Below are 17,136 nucleotides of genomic sequence, written 5' to 3'. Positions count from 1 at the left end.
GCGCCGGGAGCCGGCGCGGCCCTTGATCCGGATGCGTTTCCTCGCGACCCTGGCGGCGATTCCCTCGTCACAGGATCGCCGCCGGATGCCGACCCCCACGATTCGCCCGCTGCGCCCAGACGAGCGCGCCGCCTGGGATCCGCTCTGGCAGGGCTACCTCGCCTTCTACGGCGCCACGGTCGCGCCCGAGGTCAGCGACCTCACCTGGACCCGCCTGCACGACGCGTCGGAGCCGATGCACGCCCTCGTGGCCGAGCGGGACGACGGCACGGTGATCGGCCTCGTCCATTACATCTTCCACCGCTCGACCTGGACCGCCGGTCCCTATTGCTACCTCCAGGACCTGTTCACCGCACAGGCCGCGCGCGGGCAGGGGGCCGGGCGGGCGCTGATCGAGGCGGTCTACGCGGCGGCGCGCGAGGCCGGGGCGAGCCGGGTCTACTGGCTGACGCAGGAAGCCAACGTGACCGCGCGGGCCCTGTACGACACGGTGGCGGACCGGCCGGGGTTCATCCAGTACCGAAAGACGCTGTGAAGTCTCGCCGAGCGAGCCGAACCTGTTCCCGGCGGGACCGTCCGGGGAAACTCCGGTTCGGCATCGACCCGGAGGCCCGTTCCGGGCAAGCCCGGACGTCCGGTGACCTACGCGGCGAACGCCTTTCGGACGGCAGCCGCGTGCGAACCGGGGCATGTGACTGCGCAGGCCCCCGTGGAGAGGGCGAGACACGCGCCGGGTCTTCCCCCGAACGGCCTCGTCGGCCGGGTGGGCGGCGCGACCGGGAAGACATGACCGGCATGAGCCGCAGCACCTCGTCCCGGCCGGTCGTGCCCGGCATGATGGCGGTCGGATCGAGGGAGCCCAGGAACCCATGAACTTCGCGAGCGACAACGTGGTGGGGGCGAGCGCTCCGGTCCTCGAGGCGATCGTGCGCCACAATGGCGGCGCGCTGCCGTCCTACGGCGCCGACCCGCTGACGCTCAGGCTGACCCCGCGCTTCCGGGCCGTGTTCGAGCATCCCGACCTCGCGGTCGTCCCGGTCGCCACCGGCACCGCGGCGAATGCCCTGGCGCTCTCGGTGATGGTTCCGCCCTTCGGCCTGTGCGTCTGCCACGAGGAGGCGCACGTGATGGTGGACGAGTGCGGCGCGCCGGAATTCTATACCCACGGCGCCAAGCTGCACGGCCTGCCGGGCCCCGGCGGCAAGATCGCCCCCGAGAGCCTCGACGGGTATCTCGCCGGCCTGGCCCGGCACGTCCATCAGATGCCGCCCCGCGCGCTGACGCTGTCCCAGCTCACCGAGTCGGGGCAGGTCTATACGGTCGAGGAGATCACGACGCTCTCGCGCATCGCCCATTCGCACGGCCTCGCCGTCCACATGGACGGGGCGCGCTTCGCCAACGCGCTCCAGGGCCTGGGCTGCTCCCCGGCCGCGATGACCTGGCGGGCCGGCATCGACATCCTGTCGTTCGGGGCGAGCAAGAACGGGGCGCTCGCCGCGGAGGCCATCCTGGTCTTCCGGCCGGACCTCGCCGAGACGCTCGATCATCGCCGCAAGCGCGCCGGCCACATCCTGTCGAAGGGCCGCTTCCTCGCCGCCCAGCTCGACGCCTACCTCGATGGCGACCATTGGCTCGCCAATGCCGCCCACGCCAACCGGATGGCGGCGCGCCTCGCCGCGGGTCTCGCCGGGATCCCCGGCGTGCGGCTGGCCTGGCCGGTCCGGGGCAACGAGCTGTTCCCGATCCTGCCGGCCGGGCTCGATGCGGCCCTGCGCCGGGGCGGGGCGGTCTATTTCGGCTGGGCGAGCCGCAGCCTGCCACCGGGCGAGACGGTCGGGGAGGGCGAGCGGATGGTCCGCCTGATCACCGCCTTCTCGACCACCGAAGCCGAGGTGGAGGAGTTCCTGGCGCTCGCCCGGCGGGCCGGCTGACGGGTCTCATACGCTTCCCGATTGATCGCTTCGCGATACGGAAAGCGGCTTCGCTCAAGCGTGTGAAGCCTACGGCTTCACCGCGCGGGCTGGTGATACGAAATCCGGACGTGATCGTCCGGATTTCGTATCACCCCCGCGGCCAGCGGAAGTCGTCGGCCCGGCCCGGCTGGGGCGTCGGCGCCGCGCCGCGGATCAGGCTGCGCTCCAGGGTGTAGCCGGTGTCGCGATCGATCCGCGGCCGGCCGGTGACGAGCTGGCCGCCGGGCGCGACGTCGTTGCGGGTGAGCGGCAGGACCGGGCCGGCGGCGGGCTTGACCGGCAGGGCCGGGATGCCCGGCGGCTCCGGCAGGCTCGGCAGCATCGCGGTGATGAGCCGGTCGATCGCCGCATCGTCGTCGAGCTTGGCCTCGCCGGCGGCGGCCGGCGGCGCCTCGGGGGCGAGCGGCGTGACGGCGTCCGGCAGGGACGGGGTGCCGGTCGTCGCCTCGATCAGCCGCTTGATCTCGACATCGGCGAAATGCGCCGCCTTGCGGGCACCGGCCTGGGTGAAGTGGACGCCGTCGGAGGTGCGCAGGCGCGCCTGCTGCCCCTCGAGGTCGGGCCCGGTGGCGGCGTAGCGGTTGTCCTCGCCGACGAAGGCCGGCCAGATGTCGACGTAGACGCCGCCGGCCCGCTGCACCCGATCGCGGAAGATCTCGTTGAGCGAGGTGATGTCGGCCGACAGCGTCTCGCTCTTCATCGGCGGCTCGCCGACCCAGACCACCGGCACCTTGCGGTCGGAAAAGACCTTCAGCAGGGCATCGACCCGGTCGCGGTAGAGGGCGCGCCAGCGCTCGCTCAGGGGCTCCACCGTCTGGTCGCCGTCGCGCAGGGGCTGGCGGTCGTTGGCGCCGACCATGACGACGGCGTAGCTCACCTTGGGGTTGGACTTGAGATAGTCCTCCGCCGCCTTCGGCCAGTCGACCACGTCCTTGCGCACGAGGCCGCTATCGCCCTTGGCGCGGCGGATCACCACCACGTCCGGGTTAGCCTCGTAGACGGCGTCGAGGCCGGAGCCCAAGAGTTCGGCCAGCGAATCGCCGAACACCGCGATCTGCGTGCGCGGGTCGGTCTTCGGCTTCGGGGCGGCGGGCTTCGCGACGACCGGGGCCGGGCGGGGCTTGGGCCGCTGCACCGAGCGGCCCTCGCGGCTCGGCGTCACCTCGCGCTCCCGTTCCCGTTCCCGCCGCGGGCGGGGGGTGCGGTAGGCGCCGCGCGGGGCGGCCCGTCCGGGATCCTGCATCTGGGGCTGCGCCGAGGGGCGGTCCTCCCAGGGCCAGAAGAATTGCCGCTGCGAATCGGGGGGCGGGGCCGGCCGGTAGGCGGGGGCGCGGCGGTAGCCGTAGCCCTCGTCATAATATTGCGCGCGGGCCGCCTCGGGTGCGGCCAGGCCCGCCACCAGGCTCCAGAGGACGAGGCGCGACAGCTTCCGTCCCGTCGGCCACCCCATCGGCATCGTTTCCGGCTCCGCCCGCATCCTCATGACGTGAGTATAGCGCGGCAACCGCGCCCGGCCCACCCCGGCCGGCACGGGGGCTGCCGCATCCGCATTCCGTCAAGGTTAGGCGATGATGAAGGCCAGTGTAAAACCTCCGTTCAGCATCCCCGAACATCGCCTGTGCGTGACGAGGCGACGATGCGCGGCGACGACCGGCCGTTAAGCGGCACCGGCCGATGGTCTGCCCGACACGAGCGACGGACCCACAACACGTCGCCGCATGACAGGCGGGTGATCTCCATGTTTCGGACCGTACGGCGGCTGGGGGCCCAGGCCGCGCTCATCCTGGCGATCGGGTCGGCGGTGCTGCTGAGCCGGGGTGGACGGGAGGCGGTGGCCGTCCCGTTGCGCCCGGCGCTCGATCCGGCGCCGATCACCGCGCCGCTGGCGCGGCCCTCGCTCCCGGCACCGGCTCCCGGCGTGCGGGTGGTTCTGGCCCTGCCCTGGACCAACGGCAGCGCCGAACTGGCGAGCGAGGTGCTGGCCGCCCGGTACGGCGCCGACCTCAGCGATTCGCGGTGACGACCGGCGACACGGCCCGGCCGAGGGAGACCCAGCGGGTGCTCTCGTCGCCCTCGCGCTTGATAAAGGTGTAGCCGGTCTTGTGCCAGGGCAGCACGGCGCTGGTCTTGTTGTCGAGGACCAGATCGCCGCGGTCGGTGCGCAGCATCAGCACGGCGTGGCCCTCGCCCTTCTCGTCGATCACCACGGTCATCCGCATCGCCCGGCGCGGCAGGCCGGCCTGGGCCAGCAGCTTGCGCTTGAGGAGCTGGAAATCCTCGCAATCGCCCGAGCCGTCCTCGGCGAGGTCCCAGCGGTCCGGCACGCCCCAATGCTCCTGGTCGGTGACCGCGCGGAGCGAGGTGTTCACCTGGCGGTTGATGCCGCTGACCGTCTGCCACAGCCGCGGGGTCAGGGTGACCTGGGCCGGCTCGCTGGCATCGACCGCGCATTCCGAGGCGTAGCGGGCGCAGAACTCGGTCCAGGCCGGGACCGGCCGCGCCTCGCCGACCGTGGCGGCCGGGATGGTGACCGCGGGAAGCGCCGCCAGGGTCTGGCTGCCCGCCCCGCTCGCCGATGCCAGAAGCCCGGCGATCACCGCCGCGGCCCGCGCGATTCCGAACCCGTCCTTGCGACCCGCGATACGCATCCGACCCGCACCCGCAACCGTTAAGCTCTCGTTAACGAGTTGGTCGCACGTCGGGTCCGTCGGGGCAACGGCCGAGTTAAGAAAAGGTTAACGTGTGTTCACAGGGACGCCGAGGGGCATGGCCAGGGGCATGGCGAGGGACGCGCGACGCCCGCCGGTGGGCCGGCTCACGCCCGCCGCAGCGAGAGCGCGGCGATGATGGCGGCGCCGACCAGGGTCGCCGCCACCGGGGTCGCCGAGCCGTCGTGCCAGGTGGCGACCACGAGGGTGAACAGGGCGCCCAGCGCCATCTGGGTGAAGCCGTAGAGGCTCGAGGCCGCCCCGGCGGCGTGCGGATCGACGTTCATCAGCCCCGCCACCGCATTCGGGCCGAGGAGCCCGATGCCGACCGCGTAGAGGACCAGGGGGGCGAGCAGCGTCACGACGGTGAGATGCCCGGACAGGTCGACCGCCAGCAGGGCCAGGGCCGAGGCGAGGCAGATGCCGTTGCCGATCTTCGCCGCCCGCAGGATCGGCATCCGGCCGGCGAGGCGCCCGGCGACGGCCGAGCCGACCACCATCCCGGCCACCACGATCAGGCAATCGAGCCCCACCTCCTGCGCCGAGCGGCCGAGCCGGTCGACGAGGAGGAACGGCGCCACCGCCAGGAAGGCGTAGAGGCTGGTGCCGGCGCAGGCCCCGGCGAGCAGGTAGGCCCGGTAGCCGGGATGGCGCAGGAGGCGGAGGTAGGCGCCCGCGACGGCGCCGATGCCCGGCAGCGCGACCGGCCGCCGGTTGGTCTCCGGCAGCGTCAGGACCACGAGCGCCCCCAGGGTCGCCACCAGGGCGGCCAGCACCACGAACACCGCCCGCCAGCCGAAGGCCCCGGCGACGAGGCCGCCGATCGCCGGGGCGAGGGCCGGGGTCAGCGTCATCGCCATGGTGAGGATCGCGATCTTGCGGGCGGCGTCGGTCGCGGTCGAGACGTCGCGCACCATCGCCCGGCCGAGCACCAGCGAGCCGCAGGCCCCGAGCGACTGCAGGATCCGGGCGACGATCAGCACCTCGATCGATCGGGCGGGAATCGCGAGGAGCAACCCGGCGAGGTAGAGCGACAGTCCGGCGATCAGCACCGGGCGGCGGCCGAACCGGTCCGAGAGCGGTCCGTAGACCAGTTGTCCGCAGGCGAGGCCGACGAGGTAGAGGGTGATGGTGAGCTGTGCCGCCACCGGCGTGGTGCCGAGATCGGCGGCGGCGGCAGCCAAAGCCGGCACGAAGATGTGCAGGGCCACCGTGCCTGTCATGGTGACGGCGACGAGGAGCGGCAGCGAGGCTTGGCGGGGCGTCTCTCGGCTGGATGCGTCTCGGCCGGCCGGCCGGTCGGGACGCCTCGGTGACATCTTCATCGCGCGGTCGACTCACGGTTTCGTCGCGGGGTTCCTGCCTGTGTAGGGCGAGGCCGGCCGCGGGAGGCATGCCGGTCGCGAATGGCTGGGCCTTGCCGCCGCTGCCGGCCCCCTCCTGGCCGGCGACGGCGCGCCCATCACATCCCTGTGAACGCAGTCCTGTCGTTTGTCTGCGAATGATTGGGTCGGTAACCTGTTTTGCAATGGTGCGGGGACCGGATCGGGTGCAGCATCGGCGGTGCCGGGGCCGGCTCGGTTGCAGGAGGTGGCGATGTCCGATGGCGTGTTCCGTACCGGCAGATGGTCGAGGACCGCTCGCGGGGACGATGCCGTGCCGACCGGCAACCTGTCGGTGCAGCGCCTGCGCGAGATAGAGGCGGTGCTCGGGGGCCCGATCGATCCGGTCGACGTGGGCACCCCACCGGGGCGAGAGTTCGAGAGCGAGGCGATCGAGCTCCTGCGCGCCTTCGGCCGGATCACCGACCCGCGGGTCCGCCGCGACGTGCTGCATCTGGTCCAGGCCGCCTCGGCCGAGAGGCGGAGCTGAGCGGGTTTCGCAGAGGCGGCCGCCGGTCCCGCGGAGAAAACCCGCGGAACGACCAGGAGTCCGGCGGAGCAAGCGTCGGCTTGCCAGTGCGGGTCCGCTGAGGACGGGATCGTGCGACACCGGCGGCGCGAACCGCCGGCGGGGTCATCCGTTGCCCGGGGCTGCCGCCCGGAGAGAGGCGGCTTTCGCCAGGAGGGCACCGCGATGCGCGCGACGCTGCAAGGACTACTGATCTCGGCAACCGTTCTGGCTCCGGTCGCCGCCGCGGCGACGCCCTGCGCCGAGCAGATCGCCACGATCGAGCGCCGGCTCGAGAGCCCGGGGGCCAAGGCGGTGACCGGCGGGACGCCGGTGACCACGGGCTCGCCCAAGGCGCTGGCGGCGCCTCCTCCGGGCAAGCCGAGCGACCCCGCGACGGCTCCGACGCCCGACCACATCGCCGAGGCGCGCGGCCTGATCGCCACGGCGCGCGACCAGGACCGGGCCGGGAACGCCCAAGCCTGCAACGACACCATGACCCGCGCCAAGGAGCTGATCGGCGCGCTGCCCTGACGGCCCGGGAGCGCGGCGCCCCTTCGACGCTCCGGCGGTTCAGAAGGTCTCGCGGATGCGCCGCATCGCCTGCAGCCAGTCGCGCGGGCCGAGGCCGGGGGCCGCCCCGGCCGGGTGCAGGCCCTCGCGGGCGCGGCGGCGGGCGTCCCGCGGGCTCATCGCGAACCGGGTCCGGAACGACCGGCTGAAATGCGTCTCGCTGGTGAAGCCGCTGCGGAAGGCCACCTGCGCGATGCTGCTGCGCCCGTCGTCGGGCCGGCACAGGGCCATGAAGGCCCGGTCGAGCCGGCGCCCGGCGACGTAGGCCATCACGCCGCCGTCGAAGCCGAACAGCCGGTACAGGGTCGCCCGCGACACCCGGCAGGCCGCCGCGATCCCGGCCGGGCTCAAGGCCGGGTCGTCGAGGTGGCGGTCGATATAGGTGCAGATCCGCTCGTGCACGCTGGCGCAGGCCGCCGCGCGCACCATCGGGTCGGCCTCCCGCAGGTCGCTGCCCGCGAGCAGCAGGCACAGGGCCTCGATGGCGGTGCTCGCCTCCCGGGGCGAGAGGGAGCCGGCATGCTCGGCCAGGCTGCGCATGTGGCTGCCGATCACCGCCGCCAGCGCGCTGTCGCCGCCGATCGCCCGGCCGTGCAGGTCGTGCGACCCGGCGATCGGCAGGCGGTCCCGCGGCAGGATCAGGGTGAGGTTCGAAAAGTCCGTCGCCCGCGTGTGCAGGGTGCGGTTGAGGTCGAGGACGTTGATGTCCCCGGCCCGCACCGACACGTCCCGGTCGCCGCACCGGCCCTCGAAGCCGCCGGACACGTAATGCTGGATCACGACGTGGTCCCAGCCGGAACTGCGGACGTCGCTCATGCTGCGCTCGAAGGACTGCGCCCGCGACGTGCAGGCCGTCAGCAGGGCGTCGGAGATCGGGGCGCCGCGCACCTCGGCCCGGAACGTCGCCATCGCCTCGTCCTCGACGCCGACCCGGAACAGGGGCTGGACCAGGTCGTGCCAGAGGGTGAATTGCTGCTCGGCCGCGAGCCGCTCGAGCCTCAGGTCGGTTGCCGCGTCTTCGTCCGCCATCGCGTCAGCGTCCGCCGCCGGTATCCGCGCCGCGTTCGTGCCTTGCGGGGATGAACGCGGCTCCTCCTGGGGTCGAGGCGCGTCCACCCGGGAGGGGCGCCCGTCGCCTGGCATCGAAAGGTCCAGGCCAAGACGATCGTGAGCAAGATCGTCGTGCCGCGGCGATGCACCGGCAGGATTGGGCGCTTGTCAGCGCAAGGTCAATCCTGAAACGACGCGGGCCGCCGTCGGCATCGGTCACGGCCGTGGGGATCCGATACCGGCGGTCGCCGAAGACGATCGCCGGTTCCGTCTCGCGTCGCCGCCGGGTCTCCGGCGCGCCATCGAGGTTCGTCGCGATGCGGAAATCCCGCGCGGCGAAGCCGCAAACGTCCCATGCCCGAGCGGGTCCGGCCGTCGCATCAGGACGCCGACGGCGCGTCGATCTCGGGCTTGCCCGAGATCGACGGGTTGGCATCTCATACCAACGGTCGTTGGAAACGACCTTTGGTTCCGTTCTCGAATTTTCGTCAAGCCTCTGGCTTGGCATAGACAATTCGAGATGGCTCAATGGCCCGATGCGTCAGCATCTTGGGCCATTGATATCAGATCAGTCGTCCTGCGCCACGCGCGGACCGACCACCCGGATCACGTCCGCGGCGTCGAGCGCGTCGGGCGGCAGCGGCCCGGCGGATTTCGAGAGCAGGCGCACGTAGGAATCCTCCCCCGGCCGCACCACCGTGTTGACGAAGCCCGGCGTGGTGGTGGTGACGCGGGAATCGCCCCGCCACACCGTCTCCGACCGGGACGCCCCGCGGTAGTGGCTGCGCTCGGTGGTGTCGCGGGAATCCGTGACGAGGAAGTGCGTGCGGCCGTTGGCGAGGGTGATCTCGGCCGCCTTCAGCATCACGAAATCCTGCACCCGGCCCTTGCTGGTGAAGCCGTTGCCCCGGGCCTCGATGCGGTAGAGGTCCGGCGTCACCGCCTCGGCGCGCACGCCGCCGGTGAGGCCGATGCCGGTGTTGTTGCTCTTGTACGAGGTCTGGCAGGCGCCGGTCGCGAGGGCCGCCAGGAGAGTGGCGCCCGCCGCCAGGCGGCGCGGGGTCGTCGGGGACATCGGGGCGGGCTCCGTCAGCTCTGCGGCGCGGCGCGGCGGCGGCGGGCCGGCAACGGCGAGGAGAACGGGACCATCCGCCCGATGACCGGGTTCGGGGTATGGTCGTAGGCGGTGCCGTTATAGGCGTCGACCCCGGCCCCGATGACGCCGCCCGCGACGAGGTTCCCCGCCATGCTGGCGCCGCCCGTCCCGCTCACCTTCGTGACGACCGGCACGTCCACGTCGGCATGGCCGGGCAGCGAGAAGGTCGAGACGAATTCCTGCTTGCGCGGGATGTCGAGGGTGCAGGGCGTGACCGGGCAGGTCGGACCGAACGAGGTGCGCATCGCGGCGCCCGGCGGTTCCGACAGGAAGGTGATCTGCTCGGTCGTCCCGCGGGTCACGGTCCCGCAGGCGGTCAGGGCGAGGAAGCTTAAGGAAGCGGCGATGATGCGCATCACGTCGGGCTCGCGCGGAGGGCCGCCCGGCGGCCGCGTCCACTGTCAGGAGGGCGGTGAAGGATGAAGGGGATCCCGGGCCGGTCGCGACAAGCTTTGCCGTGAGACCCACCCGCTTGTTTCGCAGCGATATCCGCCTGTCCAGGGCGGTTGCCGCGATTGAGACGGCACGTTCCGACAAATGAGACGGCCGGTCCGGTCGCCACGGCGGGTCTCATCGAGTCGACGATCCCGGTCTCGCCGGTGCACGAACCGGCCGGGCGTCCCCCGTCGTCGCGGACACGGCACGGCACGAAACGTTTTGAGACGTGGGACAAGATCTTCGAGACGCGGAGCGTGGGTTGCGGCCTGTCTCGTCTTGCGGAGCGTGCTATCCTGGTGGCGGATTTCAAGCGTCGACAATCGGCTTCGTGATGACCCTGCTCCCTGTCGAACGGCCGCGGACGGCCGAGGAGCGACCGTCGGCCGGGCCCGTGATCGCCCTCGGCCTCTCGGTCGCGCTCGCGGTGGCCATCGCCCTCGTGGTGGCCGTGCCGCTCGTCGCGGCGCTCTGAGCCGCTTGCCGACCCACTTGCCGGGCCATTTGCCGGTCAGGCCCGGGGCGGTCCGCCGAGGGTGATGCCGGCGCGGCGGAACAGCGTCAGCCAGATCGTGTTCAGCTCGCTGCGGGTCGTGTCGCCCGCCGCGAGGTCGACGAGGAAGCAGCGCACCTCGTATTCGAGGCCGTTCTCGCCGATCCGCATCAGCAGGGCGCTCGGGGCGGGCGTCGGCGCGACGTTGGGATGGCGCTCCATCACCTTGACCAGGATCTCGTTCAGCACCTCGATGTCGGTGTCCCTGTCGAGGAGCAGCGGCACGCGCAGGCGCTGGGTGTCGTCCGTGAGCGTCTTGTTGCGGACGATCGAGGTGATGAGGTCGGTGTTCGGGACCACGAGGTCGGTGCGGTCGCCGGTGGCGATCAGGGTCGAGCGCACGCTGATCTTCTTCACCCGGCCCTCCTCGCCCTTGACGGTGACGAGGTCGCCGACCCGGACCGGCCGCTCGGCGAGCACGATCAGCCCCGAGACGAAGTTCGACACGATGCTCTGCAGGCCGAAGCCGATGCCGACCGAGAGGGCACCGGCGATCACCGTGAGGCTCTGCGGATTCACCCCGAGCTGGCCGAGCGCCGCCACCAGGGTGACGGCGAGCCCGCCATAGCCCACCACGGTGATGACCGAGTAGCGCGCCCCCGCGTCGAGCCGCGTCTGGGGCAGGAAGCGCCGGTCGAGCCAGCCGGTGGCGAGCCGGGTCGCGAGCAGGCCGAGCCCGAAGACGAAGAGCGCGAGGCCCGCCGCACCGATCCAGCCGCGCAGATCCGCCACCGTCGTGCCGAGGAAGGCGTCCTGGAAAGGGTTCAGGTCGCCATGGGCGAGGCTCCACGGGCCGACGACCACGAACACCATCGCGCCGACGACGAGGGCGTGCAGCAGGCCCGAGACCACGATCGAGGCGAGAGCCAGCAGTTCCGGACGGAGCGAGAACGTCCGGCACAGCCGCGACAGCCGGGGCGAGCGGGCGACGTCCTCCGCCCCGACCGAGAGCGTGTCGACGCCGATCAGCACGATCCAGCCGAAGGCCACCAGCACCCCGGTGACGAGGAGGCGCCCGATCAGGAACGAGCCGAGCGCCGTGAGGCCGAGAAGCGTGCAGGCGAAGGCCGCGGCGGTGACCACCCAGGCCAGGGGCGCCAGCGCGCCGAGGAAGCCGACCGGGGAGGCCGCCGGCATCGCCGCCGCCTCGTCCGCATCCGGGGGCTCGGCATGGGCGAGCCGCGCCAGGGCGAGGCTGAGGAGGACGCAGCAGGCGAGGACCGCGAGGCTCGTCACGGCCTCGCCGATCGCCGCGCGCAGCTGCGCCATGACGGTGAACTCGACGACGACGAGGCTCGCGGCATAGATCAGCAGCATCGCCGCGCCGGTGCGCTGGACCGTCCGCGCCGCAGAATCGCCGACCGCGAGCAGCCTAACGGACGGGTCGCGCGGCGCCACCAGCGCCTGAAGGATACCGGTGCCGAGGAGCACGCCGGCGATCGCCGCCACGAGGCGCACCAGCACGGAATCGATGCTGCCGGAGCTGAGGTCCAGCTCGTCGTCGAGCAGGATCACCAGGGCCACCGCCACCGGGACCGGCGCCACCATGATGCCGAGCGCGATCAGGGTATGGACCGCCGCCGCCCGCCGCGGCCCGATCCCGGCCCGCCCGGCGAAACGGCGCCAGCGCCGCGTCAGGCGGCGGCCGATCGCCCGGCAGGCCCAGTAGATCAGGGCGCTCGCGACCAGGAAGACGATGAGGCCGAGAAGGTCCTCGTCCCAGTCGTTCGCCGCGCCCTTCGCGCCGAGCGCCGCCATCCTCTCGCCGATCTGCGGCACCGCCCGATCGAGGAGCTCGCTCCAGAAGGCCGGACCGAGGGGGCTCGGGCTCGGGGCGAGGAGGCGCTGGGCGAACAGCGACCGGCGCGCCTCGGTCACCCGGTTCAGCACGTCCTCGGCGGCGCGCAGGGCCTGCCCGTCCTGGCGCAGCCGGGCCTCGACCTGGGCCAGATCGGCCTCGGCCGCTCGTTTCTCGGCGCCTGCGGCCTCCGGCACAGCGGCGCGGCCGATCTCCGCGAGTTGCGCCTGGAGCCGGGTCCGGGCCGCCTCCGCCTCCCGCCGCAGCGCCTTGGCCTCGGTGATCAGGGTCTCGACCCGCTCGCGCACGCCGAGCAGGCCCTTGAAGTCGCCCTGCAGGCGATCCGCCTCGGCCCGGGCCGTGGCGATGCCGGTGCTCAGCGCGGCCCGGCGCGCATCGTCGGCCCGGGCCGAGGCGGGGAGCGCCAGGGCGAGCAGGAGGACGGTCGCGAGCAGAACCGGCAGCCCTGAGCAGATGTCGCCGAAGCGGCGACCGGTTCGGCGCGAAAAATCTGCGACGAACCAAGAAAATAAGCGGGCGAAGCGTCGGCCTGCCAACGCAGGTCGGCTCGGCAGGAGAACCGGAAGGCGGCGGACGGGATCGAGGAGGGGCATGAGGAGCGCAGACCGGTACGCCACGCCGTGCGAAGCTTGGCCGCAGGCTGCGTAACATGCCCGCGCCGATCGGCAAGGTCGACGACCCCGGTTCGCGCGGTCGATCGTCCGGCCACCCCGGCGTCCCGCCGCGTCCTCACCCGCCCTCGGCCGGGCGCGTGGCGATCCAGACCACGTGCGGGGTCCGCCCGGGGCGCTCGGAGCGGATGCGGTGCTCCACGACGGCAAAGCCGATGCGCTGCAGGCGGGCCTTGAAGTGACGGTCCGGGCAGCCCGACCAGACGGCGAGCACGCCGCCCGGCCGCAGGGCCCAGAACGCCCGCTTCAGCCCCCAGGCATCGTAGAGCCGGTCGTTCGCCCGGCTGACCAGGCCGCGCGGGCCGTTGTCGACGTCGAGCAGGATCGCGTCCCAGGCCTGCGGCCCGGACTGGATCACCCGGTTGACGTCGGCCTCGCGGATCTCGACCCGCGGATCGTCGAGGCAGCCGCCGAAGACGTGGGCCAGCGGGCCGCGGGCCCAGGCCAGGACCGCCGGCACCAGCTCGGCGACGACGATCCGTGCGTCGGAACCGAGCTCGGAAAGGGCCGCCCGCAGGGTGAAACCCATGCCGAGCCCGCCGATCAGCATCCGCGGGCCGGCCCGGTCGCGCAGGGCCGCGCAGGCGAGGGACGCGAGGTCCCGCTCCGAGCCGCTGCGATGGCTGCCCATCAGCTCCATGCCGGCGACGACGATCAGGTACTCGTCGTCACGCCGCACCAGCCGCAGGGACCCGCCCCCGCCGGGGATCGGGCCGGTCTCGAGTTCGGTCCAGCCCGCCAAAGCCGCGCCGGGCGCGAGGGAACGCCTCATCGGTCTCGTCTCTCGTCTCTTTTCCGCCGCCGGACGGGGGCAGGCGCCGCGTGTCGTTCGGTCCGCTCGCAAGGGGGCGCCGGCTGACGCGTCGCCGTCCCGCGACCGGGCCGGACGAACCCTCACGCCTCCTCGTCGCCCGGCGGCAGCCGGAGGAGCACGGCCTTGCGGATCGTGTCGGCGTAGCGGCTGTACTCGGCGGCGCGCTCCTCGTACAGCGCGCCGACGGCCGAGCGGCCGGCCTCGCGTCCGTCCCGCGCCATGCGGCGGACGAGCTCCGCCCGCTCCTCGACGATCCGCAGGGCGACCCGCAGCGCCTCGTCGACGGCGCCCTCCTGCTTCTTGGCGACCGTCTCGGCCGACAGGGCGTGGCCGACCTGGCAGCGGAACCGCAACGGCTTGGCGTCGCGCACCTGCGAGAGCACGCCGCCGCATTGCGGGCAGGTGAGGGCGGCGGGATCGGCGATGCGGCGCAGCACCTCGGCGTCGATCCGCTCGCCCGCCGCGATGTCGACCTCGAGGCGCAGCTCCGGCGAGGCCGGCCGGCCCGGCCCGGGCGCGCCACGCACCAGGTCCGCCAGCACGTCGCCGATCCGCACCGCGGGAAGCGTGAGGTCGACCTCCAGGGCGGCGAGCGCGCTGCGCGGCATCTCGTCGGCCAGCGCCTCGGCGGGGTCCTGCACCAGGGTGATCCCGCCGCAGGCCTTGATCGCCTCCAGGCCCGAGGCGCCGTCGTTCAGGAAGCCGCTGAGAAGAATGCCGATCACCCGGGGGCCGTAGGCGGCGGCGGCCGAGCGGAACAGCGGATCGATCGAGGGCCGGGCCATGTTCTCGCGCGGGCCGCGCCCGAGCCGGATCACGCCCTCCGCCAGGATCAGGTGGTGATCCGGCACGCCGAGGGTGACGGTGCCGGGCCGGATCGCCATGCCGTCGACCGCCGCCTGGACCGGCAGGTGGGTCGCCGCCGCGGTCACGGTCGCCAGCACGCCGAGGCTGCGGGCGGGCACGTGCAGCACGACGAACACCGCCGCCGGCAGGTCCGGCGCCAGGGCGCCGAGGATCGTCTTCAGCGGAGCCGTCGCCCCGGAGGAGCCGCCGATGACGACGATGTCGCGATTGGTCATCGCCGGGTTCTTCATCGTCGAGTTGCTCATGGCCGGGGGCTCCACCGTCGCGGTGTCGGCCAACGTGTGGAATCTTGGGAGGGACGAGGGGCGCGGCGCGGATTTTCGACGGGCTGGATGACAGCGCGCAACCCGCCCGATGACAGCGAGCAGCCGGGCCTGCTGCAAGATTTTCAACGAATGTCGGCTCGACCGCGACGAGCGCGACGGTCCTTGGCCGAAGGCATGTCCCTCACCTGCCTGCGCGCGTCCATGGCGAAGCAGGGCGCGCCCGGCCTCGGGGTGGAGGCACGGCAGGGCGGTAGCGGATTATCTTTACGGCAGCCGGTGGCGCCCCGTTCGAGGGGTGGTCGAGGCGGAGAGCGGCAAGCGGTCCGACCGGCCGACGATGGCCGAGGCTTTACGCCGCCTCTGCCGCTCCACCCTCTTCGTCACGGAGAGACCCCGCCGGGCGATCCGGCGGGGGAGGGTACTTCACCGCAGGGCGAAGCCGTCATAGCCCCGGGCGGCAACCTGCTCGCAGATGCCGCGATAATGCGCCATGCCACCGGCATAGGGCATGAAGACCCGCGGCTTGCCCGGTACGTTGGCGCCCAGGTACCACGAACTGCTCGCCATCGGCAGCAGCGTCGCCGACGCGGCCCGGTCGACCTCCGCGCCCCACATGTCCGCCGCCTCCGGCGTCGCCTCGACCCGATCGAGGCCGCGCTCGCGGAGATGCGAGAGGCAGTCGGCGATCCATTCGGCGTGCTGCTCGATCGCCACCGGCATGTTGGTGAGCACGGAGGGGCTGCCCGGGCCGGTCATCGTGAACAGGTTCGGGAAGCCCGGGACCTGCAGGCCGAGATAGCTCTTCGGACCGTCCGCCCACACGTCCCTGAGCGCCAGCCCGTCGCGACCGCGGATGTCGAGGGAGAGAAGGGGGCCGGTCAGCGCATCGAATCCGGTGGCGAAGACGATGACGTCGAGGGGGTAGGTCGCGTCCGCAATCCGCACGCCCTCCGGCACGATCGCGGCGATCGGCGCCTTCTTGAGATCGACCAGCGTGACATTGGGGCGGTTGAAGGTCTCGAAGTAATGGGTGTCGATCGGAGGGCGCTTGGTCGCGAAGAGGTGGTCGCGCGGCGTGAGCGCTTCCGCCGTCTCCGGATCCGCGACGATGCTGCGGATCTTGTCCCGGATGAAGGCCGAGGCGGTTTCGTTGGCCTTCGCATCGAGCATGATGTCGCGGAAGGAGGCGCGGAAGCGCAGGCCGCCGCGCTCCCAGGCCGCCTCGTAGATCGCCTGCCGCTCCGCGGGCGAGACGTCGAACACCGAGCGGTCGGAGAAATCGAAGGGATGGCCGTTCGGCGCCGCGCGGGCCTTCTCGCGCAACGCGGATGCGTTCTGGCGCACCCAGGCCTTGAAGGCGTCGTCCATCGGGCCGTTGCGGGCCGGCACGCTGTAATTGGCGGTGCGCTGGAACACCGTGAGGTGGGCGGCCTCCGCCGCGATGACCGGCGCCGCCTGGATGCCGGTCGAGCCGGTGCCGATCAGCCCGACCCGCTTGCCCGAGAAGTCGACGCCCTCGTGCGGCCAGCGACCCGTATGGTACCAGGCCCCGGCAAAGCTTTCGAGGCCCGGGATCGCCGGCACGTTGGCGCTCGACAGGCAGCCGACGGCGGTGATCAGGAACTGGGCCTCGAACCGCTCGCCGGCCTCCGTGGTGACGATCCAGCGTTTCGCGGCCTCGTCATAGGCGGCGCCCGACACCCGGGTGCCGAGCTGGATGTCACGCCGCAAGGAGAAGCGGTCGGCGACGTGGTCGAGGTAGCGGCGGATCTCGCCGTGCTCGGGATAGCGCTCGGTCCAGTCCCACTCGTCCTCCAGGTCCCGCGAGAACGAGTAGGAATAGTAGTAGCTCTCGGAGTCGCAGCGCGCGCCCGGATAGCGGTTCCAGTACCAGGTGCCGCCGATGCCCTCGGCCGCCTCCAGCACCCGCACCGACAGGCCGACCCGGTCGCGCAGCAGGTGCAACTGGTACAGGCCGGAGAACCCGGCACCGACGATGATCGCGTCGTAGCGGCGAACCGGGCCGGCCTCGTTTGGCGTTTCCATGGCGTCGGCGTCTCCCTGACCGGAAGGCCGTGGCGTCCGCGGGCGCCCGGCTCCCTGATGTCGGCTCCCGCGATCATGGCGTGACCGCGGTGCCTTTCCGGCAGGCTAAGCAGATTTCGCAAAAGTGGCTGCCGGTTTTGCGATAAAAATCTGCGACAAAACAACAACCCAAGCGGACGAAGCGTTGGCCTGCCAACGCAAGTCTGCGTGGCAAGTCTCGGGGGCCTCGACCAAGCGCCGTGAGCGCGCGCCACCCATGATGGAGGATCGGGGGGGGAGACGGAGCCGGCATCCGATGGGCGGCGCGCGCGCCGG

16 protein-coding genes are annotated in these 17,136 nt (G+C 72.4%); 6 read left to right on the top strand and 10 right to left on the bottom strand.

The window, feature by feature from the left end; genetic code table 11:
- The first annotated feature begins 85 nt into the window (after positions 1 to 85).
- Both F1D61_RS22300 and F1D61_RS22295 read left to right on the top strand, forming a co-directional pair.
- The gene (locus tag F1D61_RS22300; protein ID WP_203154297.1) at positions 86 to 535 is read left to right on the top strand and encodes a GNAT family N-acetyltransferase; all 450 of its coding nucleotides are present in this window, start codon (positions 86 to 88) and stop codon (positions 533 to 535) included.
- A 334-nt stretch (positions 536 to 869) separates the two neighbouring features.
- Positions 870 to 1,931 (top strand): threonine aldolase family protein, encoded by a 1,062-nt coding sequence (locus tag F1D61_RS22295; protein WP_203154296.1) that lies wholly within the window; start codon positions 870 to 872, stop codon positions 1,929 to 1,931.
- Positions 1,932 to 2,061: 130 nt separating this feature from the next.
- Here the strand turns inward: F1D61_RS22295 and F1D61_RS22290 are convergent, their stop codons facing one another.
- Complete coding sequence (locus tag F1D61_RS22290) at positions 2,062 to 3,429, bottom strand: SGNH/GDSL hydrolase family protein (RefSeq protein ID WP_246775472.1); 1,368 nt, start codon at positions 3,427 to 3,429, stop codon at positions 2,062 to 2,064.
- 282 nt (positions 3,430 to 3,711) lie between these two features.
- On the opposite strand from F1D61_RS22290, the gene F1D61_RS22285 reads away from it, so the two are divergent.
- Complete coding sequence (locus F1D61_RS22285; RefSeq protein WP_203154294.1) at positions 3,712 to 3,993, top strand: hypothetical protein; 282 nt, start codon at positions 3,712 to 3,714, stop codon at positions 3,991 to 3,993.
- On the opposite strand, the gene F1D61_RS22280 is transcribed toward F1D61_RS22285, so the two are convergent.
- Positions 3,977 to 4,621 carry a transglutaminase-like cysteine peptidase gene (locus tag F1D61_RS22280; protein WP_203154293.1) on the bottom strand — a complete coding sequence of 215 codons (645 nt, stop codon included), beginning with the start codon at positions 4,619 to 4,621 and terminating at the stop codon, positions 3,977 to 3,979. The genes F1D61_RS22285 and F1D61_RS22280 overlap by 17 nt on opposite strands.
- Positions 4,622 to 4,788: 167 nt before the next feature.
- Positions 4,789 to 6,000: a multidrug effflux MFS transporter gene (locus F1D61_RS22275; protein ID WP_203159215.1), complete on the bottom strand. Its 1,212-nt coding sequence runs from the start codon at positions 5,998 to 6,000 to the stop codon at positions 4,789 to 4,791.
- Between the two features lie 277 nt (positions 6,001 to 6,277).
- Here F1D61_RS22275 and F1D61_RS22270 point away from each other — a divergent pair, with 277 nt between their 5' ends.
- Positions 6,278 to 6,553 (top strand): hypothetical protein, encoded by a 276-nt coding sequence (locus tag F1D61_RS22270; protein ID WP_203154292.1) that lies wholly within the window; start codon positions 6,278 to 6,280, stop codon positions 6,551 to 6,553.
- A 204-nt stretch (positions 6,554 to 6,757) separates the two neighbouring features.
- Entirely contained in the window at positions 6,758 to 7,105 is a 348-nt protein-coding gene (locus F1D61_RS22265; RefSeq protein WP_203154291.1) for a hypothetical protein, read from the top strand.
- 39 nt (positions 7,106 to 7,144) lie between these two features.
- Here F1D61_RS22265 and F1D61_RS22260 read toward each other — a convergent pair whose 3' ends face one another.
- From F1D61_RS22260 to F1D61_RS22250, 3 genes are all read right to left on the bottom strand, one after another.
- Positions 7,145 to 8,173: a helix-turn-helix domain-containing protein gene (locus tag F1D61_RS22260; RefSeq protein ID WP_203154290.1), complete on the bottom strand. Its 1,029-nt coding sequence runs from the start codon at positions 8,171 to 8,173 to the stop codon at positions 7,145 to 7,147.
- Positions 8,174 to 8,762: 589 nt separating this feature from the next.
- Complete coding sequence (locus F1D61_RS22255; protein ID WP_203154289.1) at positions 8,763 to 9,269, bottom strand: CC0125/CC1285 family lipoprotein; 507 nt, start codon at positions 9,267 to 9,269, stop codon at positions 8,763 to 8,765.
- Positions 9,270 to 9,283: 14 nt separating this feature from the next.
- Entirely contained in the window at positions 9,284 to 9,706 is a 423-nt protein-coding gene (locus tag F1D61_RS22250) for a translation initiation factor 2 (protein WP_203159214.1), read from the bottom strand.
- A 413-nt stretch (positions 9,707 to 10,119) separates the two neighbouring features.
- Here F1D61_RS22250 and F1D61_RS22245 point away from each other — a divergent pair, with 413 nt between their 5' ends.
- Positions 10,120 to 10,260, top strand: a complete 141-nt coding sequence (locus tag F1D61_RS22245; protein ID WP_203154288.1) for a hypothetical protein — start codon at positions 10,120 to 10,122, stop codon at positions 10,258 to 10,260.
- A 36-nt stretch (positions 10,261 to 10,296) separates the two neighbouring features.
- On the opposite strand, the gene F1D61_RS22240 is transcribed toward F1D61_RS22245, so the two are convergent.
- The 4 genes from F1D61_RS22240 to F1D61_RS22225 form a co-directional block, all read right to left on the bottom strand.
- Positions 10,297 to 12,693 (bottom strand): DUF3772 domain-containing protein, encoded by a 2,397-nt coding sequence (locus F1D61_RS22240; protein ID WP_203154287.1) that lies wholly within the window; start codon positions 12,691 to 12,693, stop codon positions 10,297 to 10,299.
- A 193-nt stretch (positions 12,694 to 12,886) separates the two neighbouring features.
- Complete coding sequence (locus tag F1D61_RS22235; protein WP_432443319.1) at positions 12,887 to 13,570, bottom strand: spermidine synthase; 684 nt, start codon at positions 13,568 to 13,570, stop codon at positions 12,887 to 12,889.
- A 152-nt stretch (positions 13,571 to 13,722) separates the two neighbouring features.
- Positions 13,723 to 14,724, bottom strand: a complete 1,002-nt coding sequence (locus F1D61_RS22230; protein WP_203159213.1) for a chemotaxis protein CheB — start codon at positions 14,722 to 14,724, stop codon at positions 13,723 to 13,725.
- A gap of 474 nt (positions 14,725 to 15,198) precedes the next feature.
- Complete coding sequence (locus tag F1D61_RS22225) at positions 15,199 to 16,821, bottom strand: flavin-containing monooxygenase (protein ID WP_203154285.1); 1,623 nt, start codon at positions 16,819 to 16,821, stop codon at positions 15,199 to 15,201.
- Between the last annotated feature and the right edge of the window lie 315 nt (positions 16,822 to 17,136).

This window comes from Methylobacterium aquaticum (assembly GCF_016804325.1).
GTDB classification, from domain to species: Bacteria; Pseudomonadota; Alphaproteobacteria; order Rhizobiales; family Beijerinckiaceae; genus Methylobacterium; species Methylobacterium aquaticum_C.
This window is presented reverse-complemented; position numbering and strand designations above follow the sequence as displayed.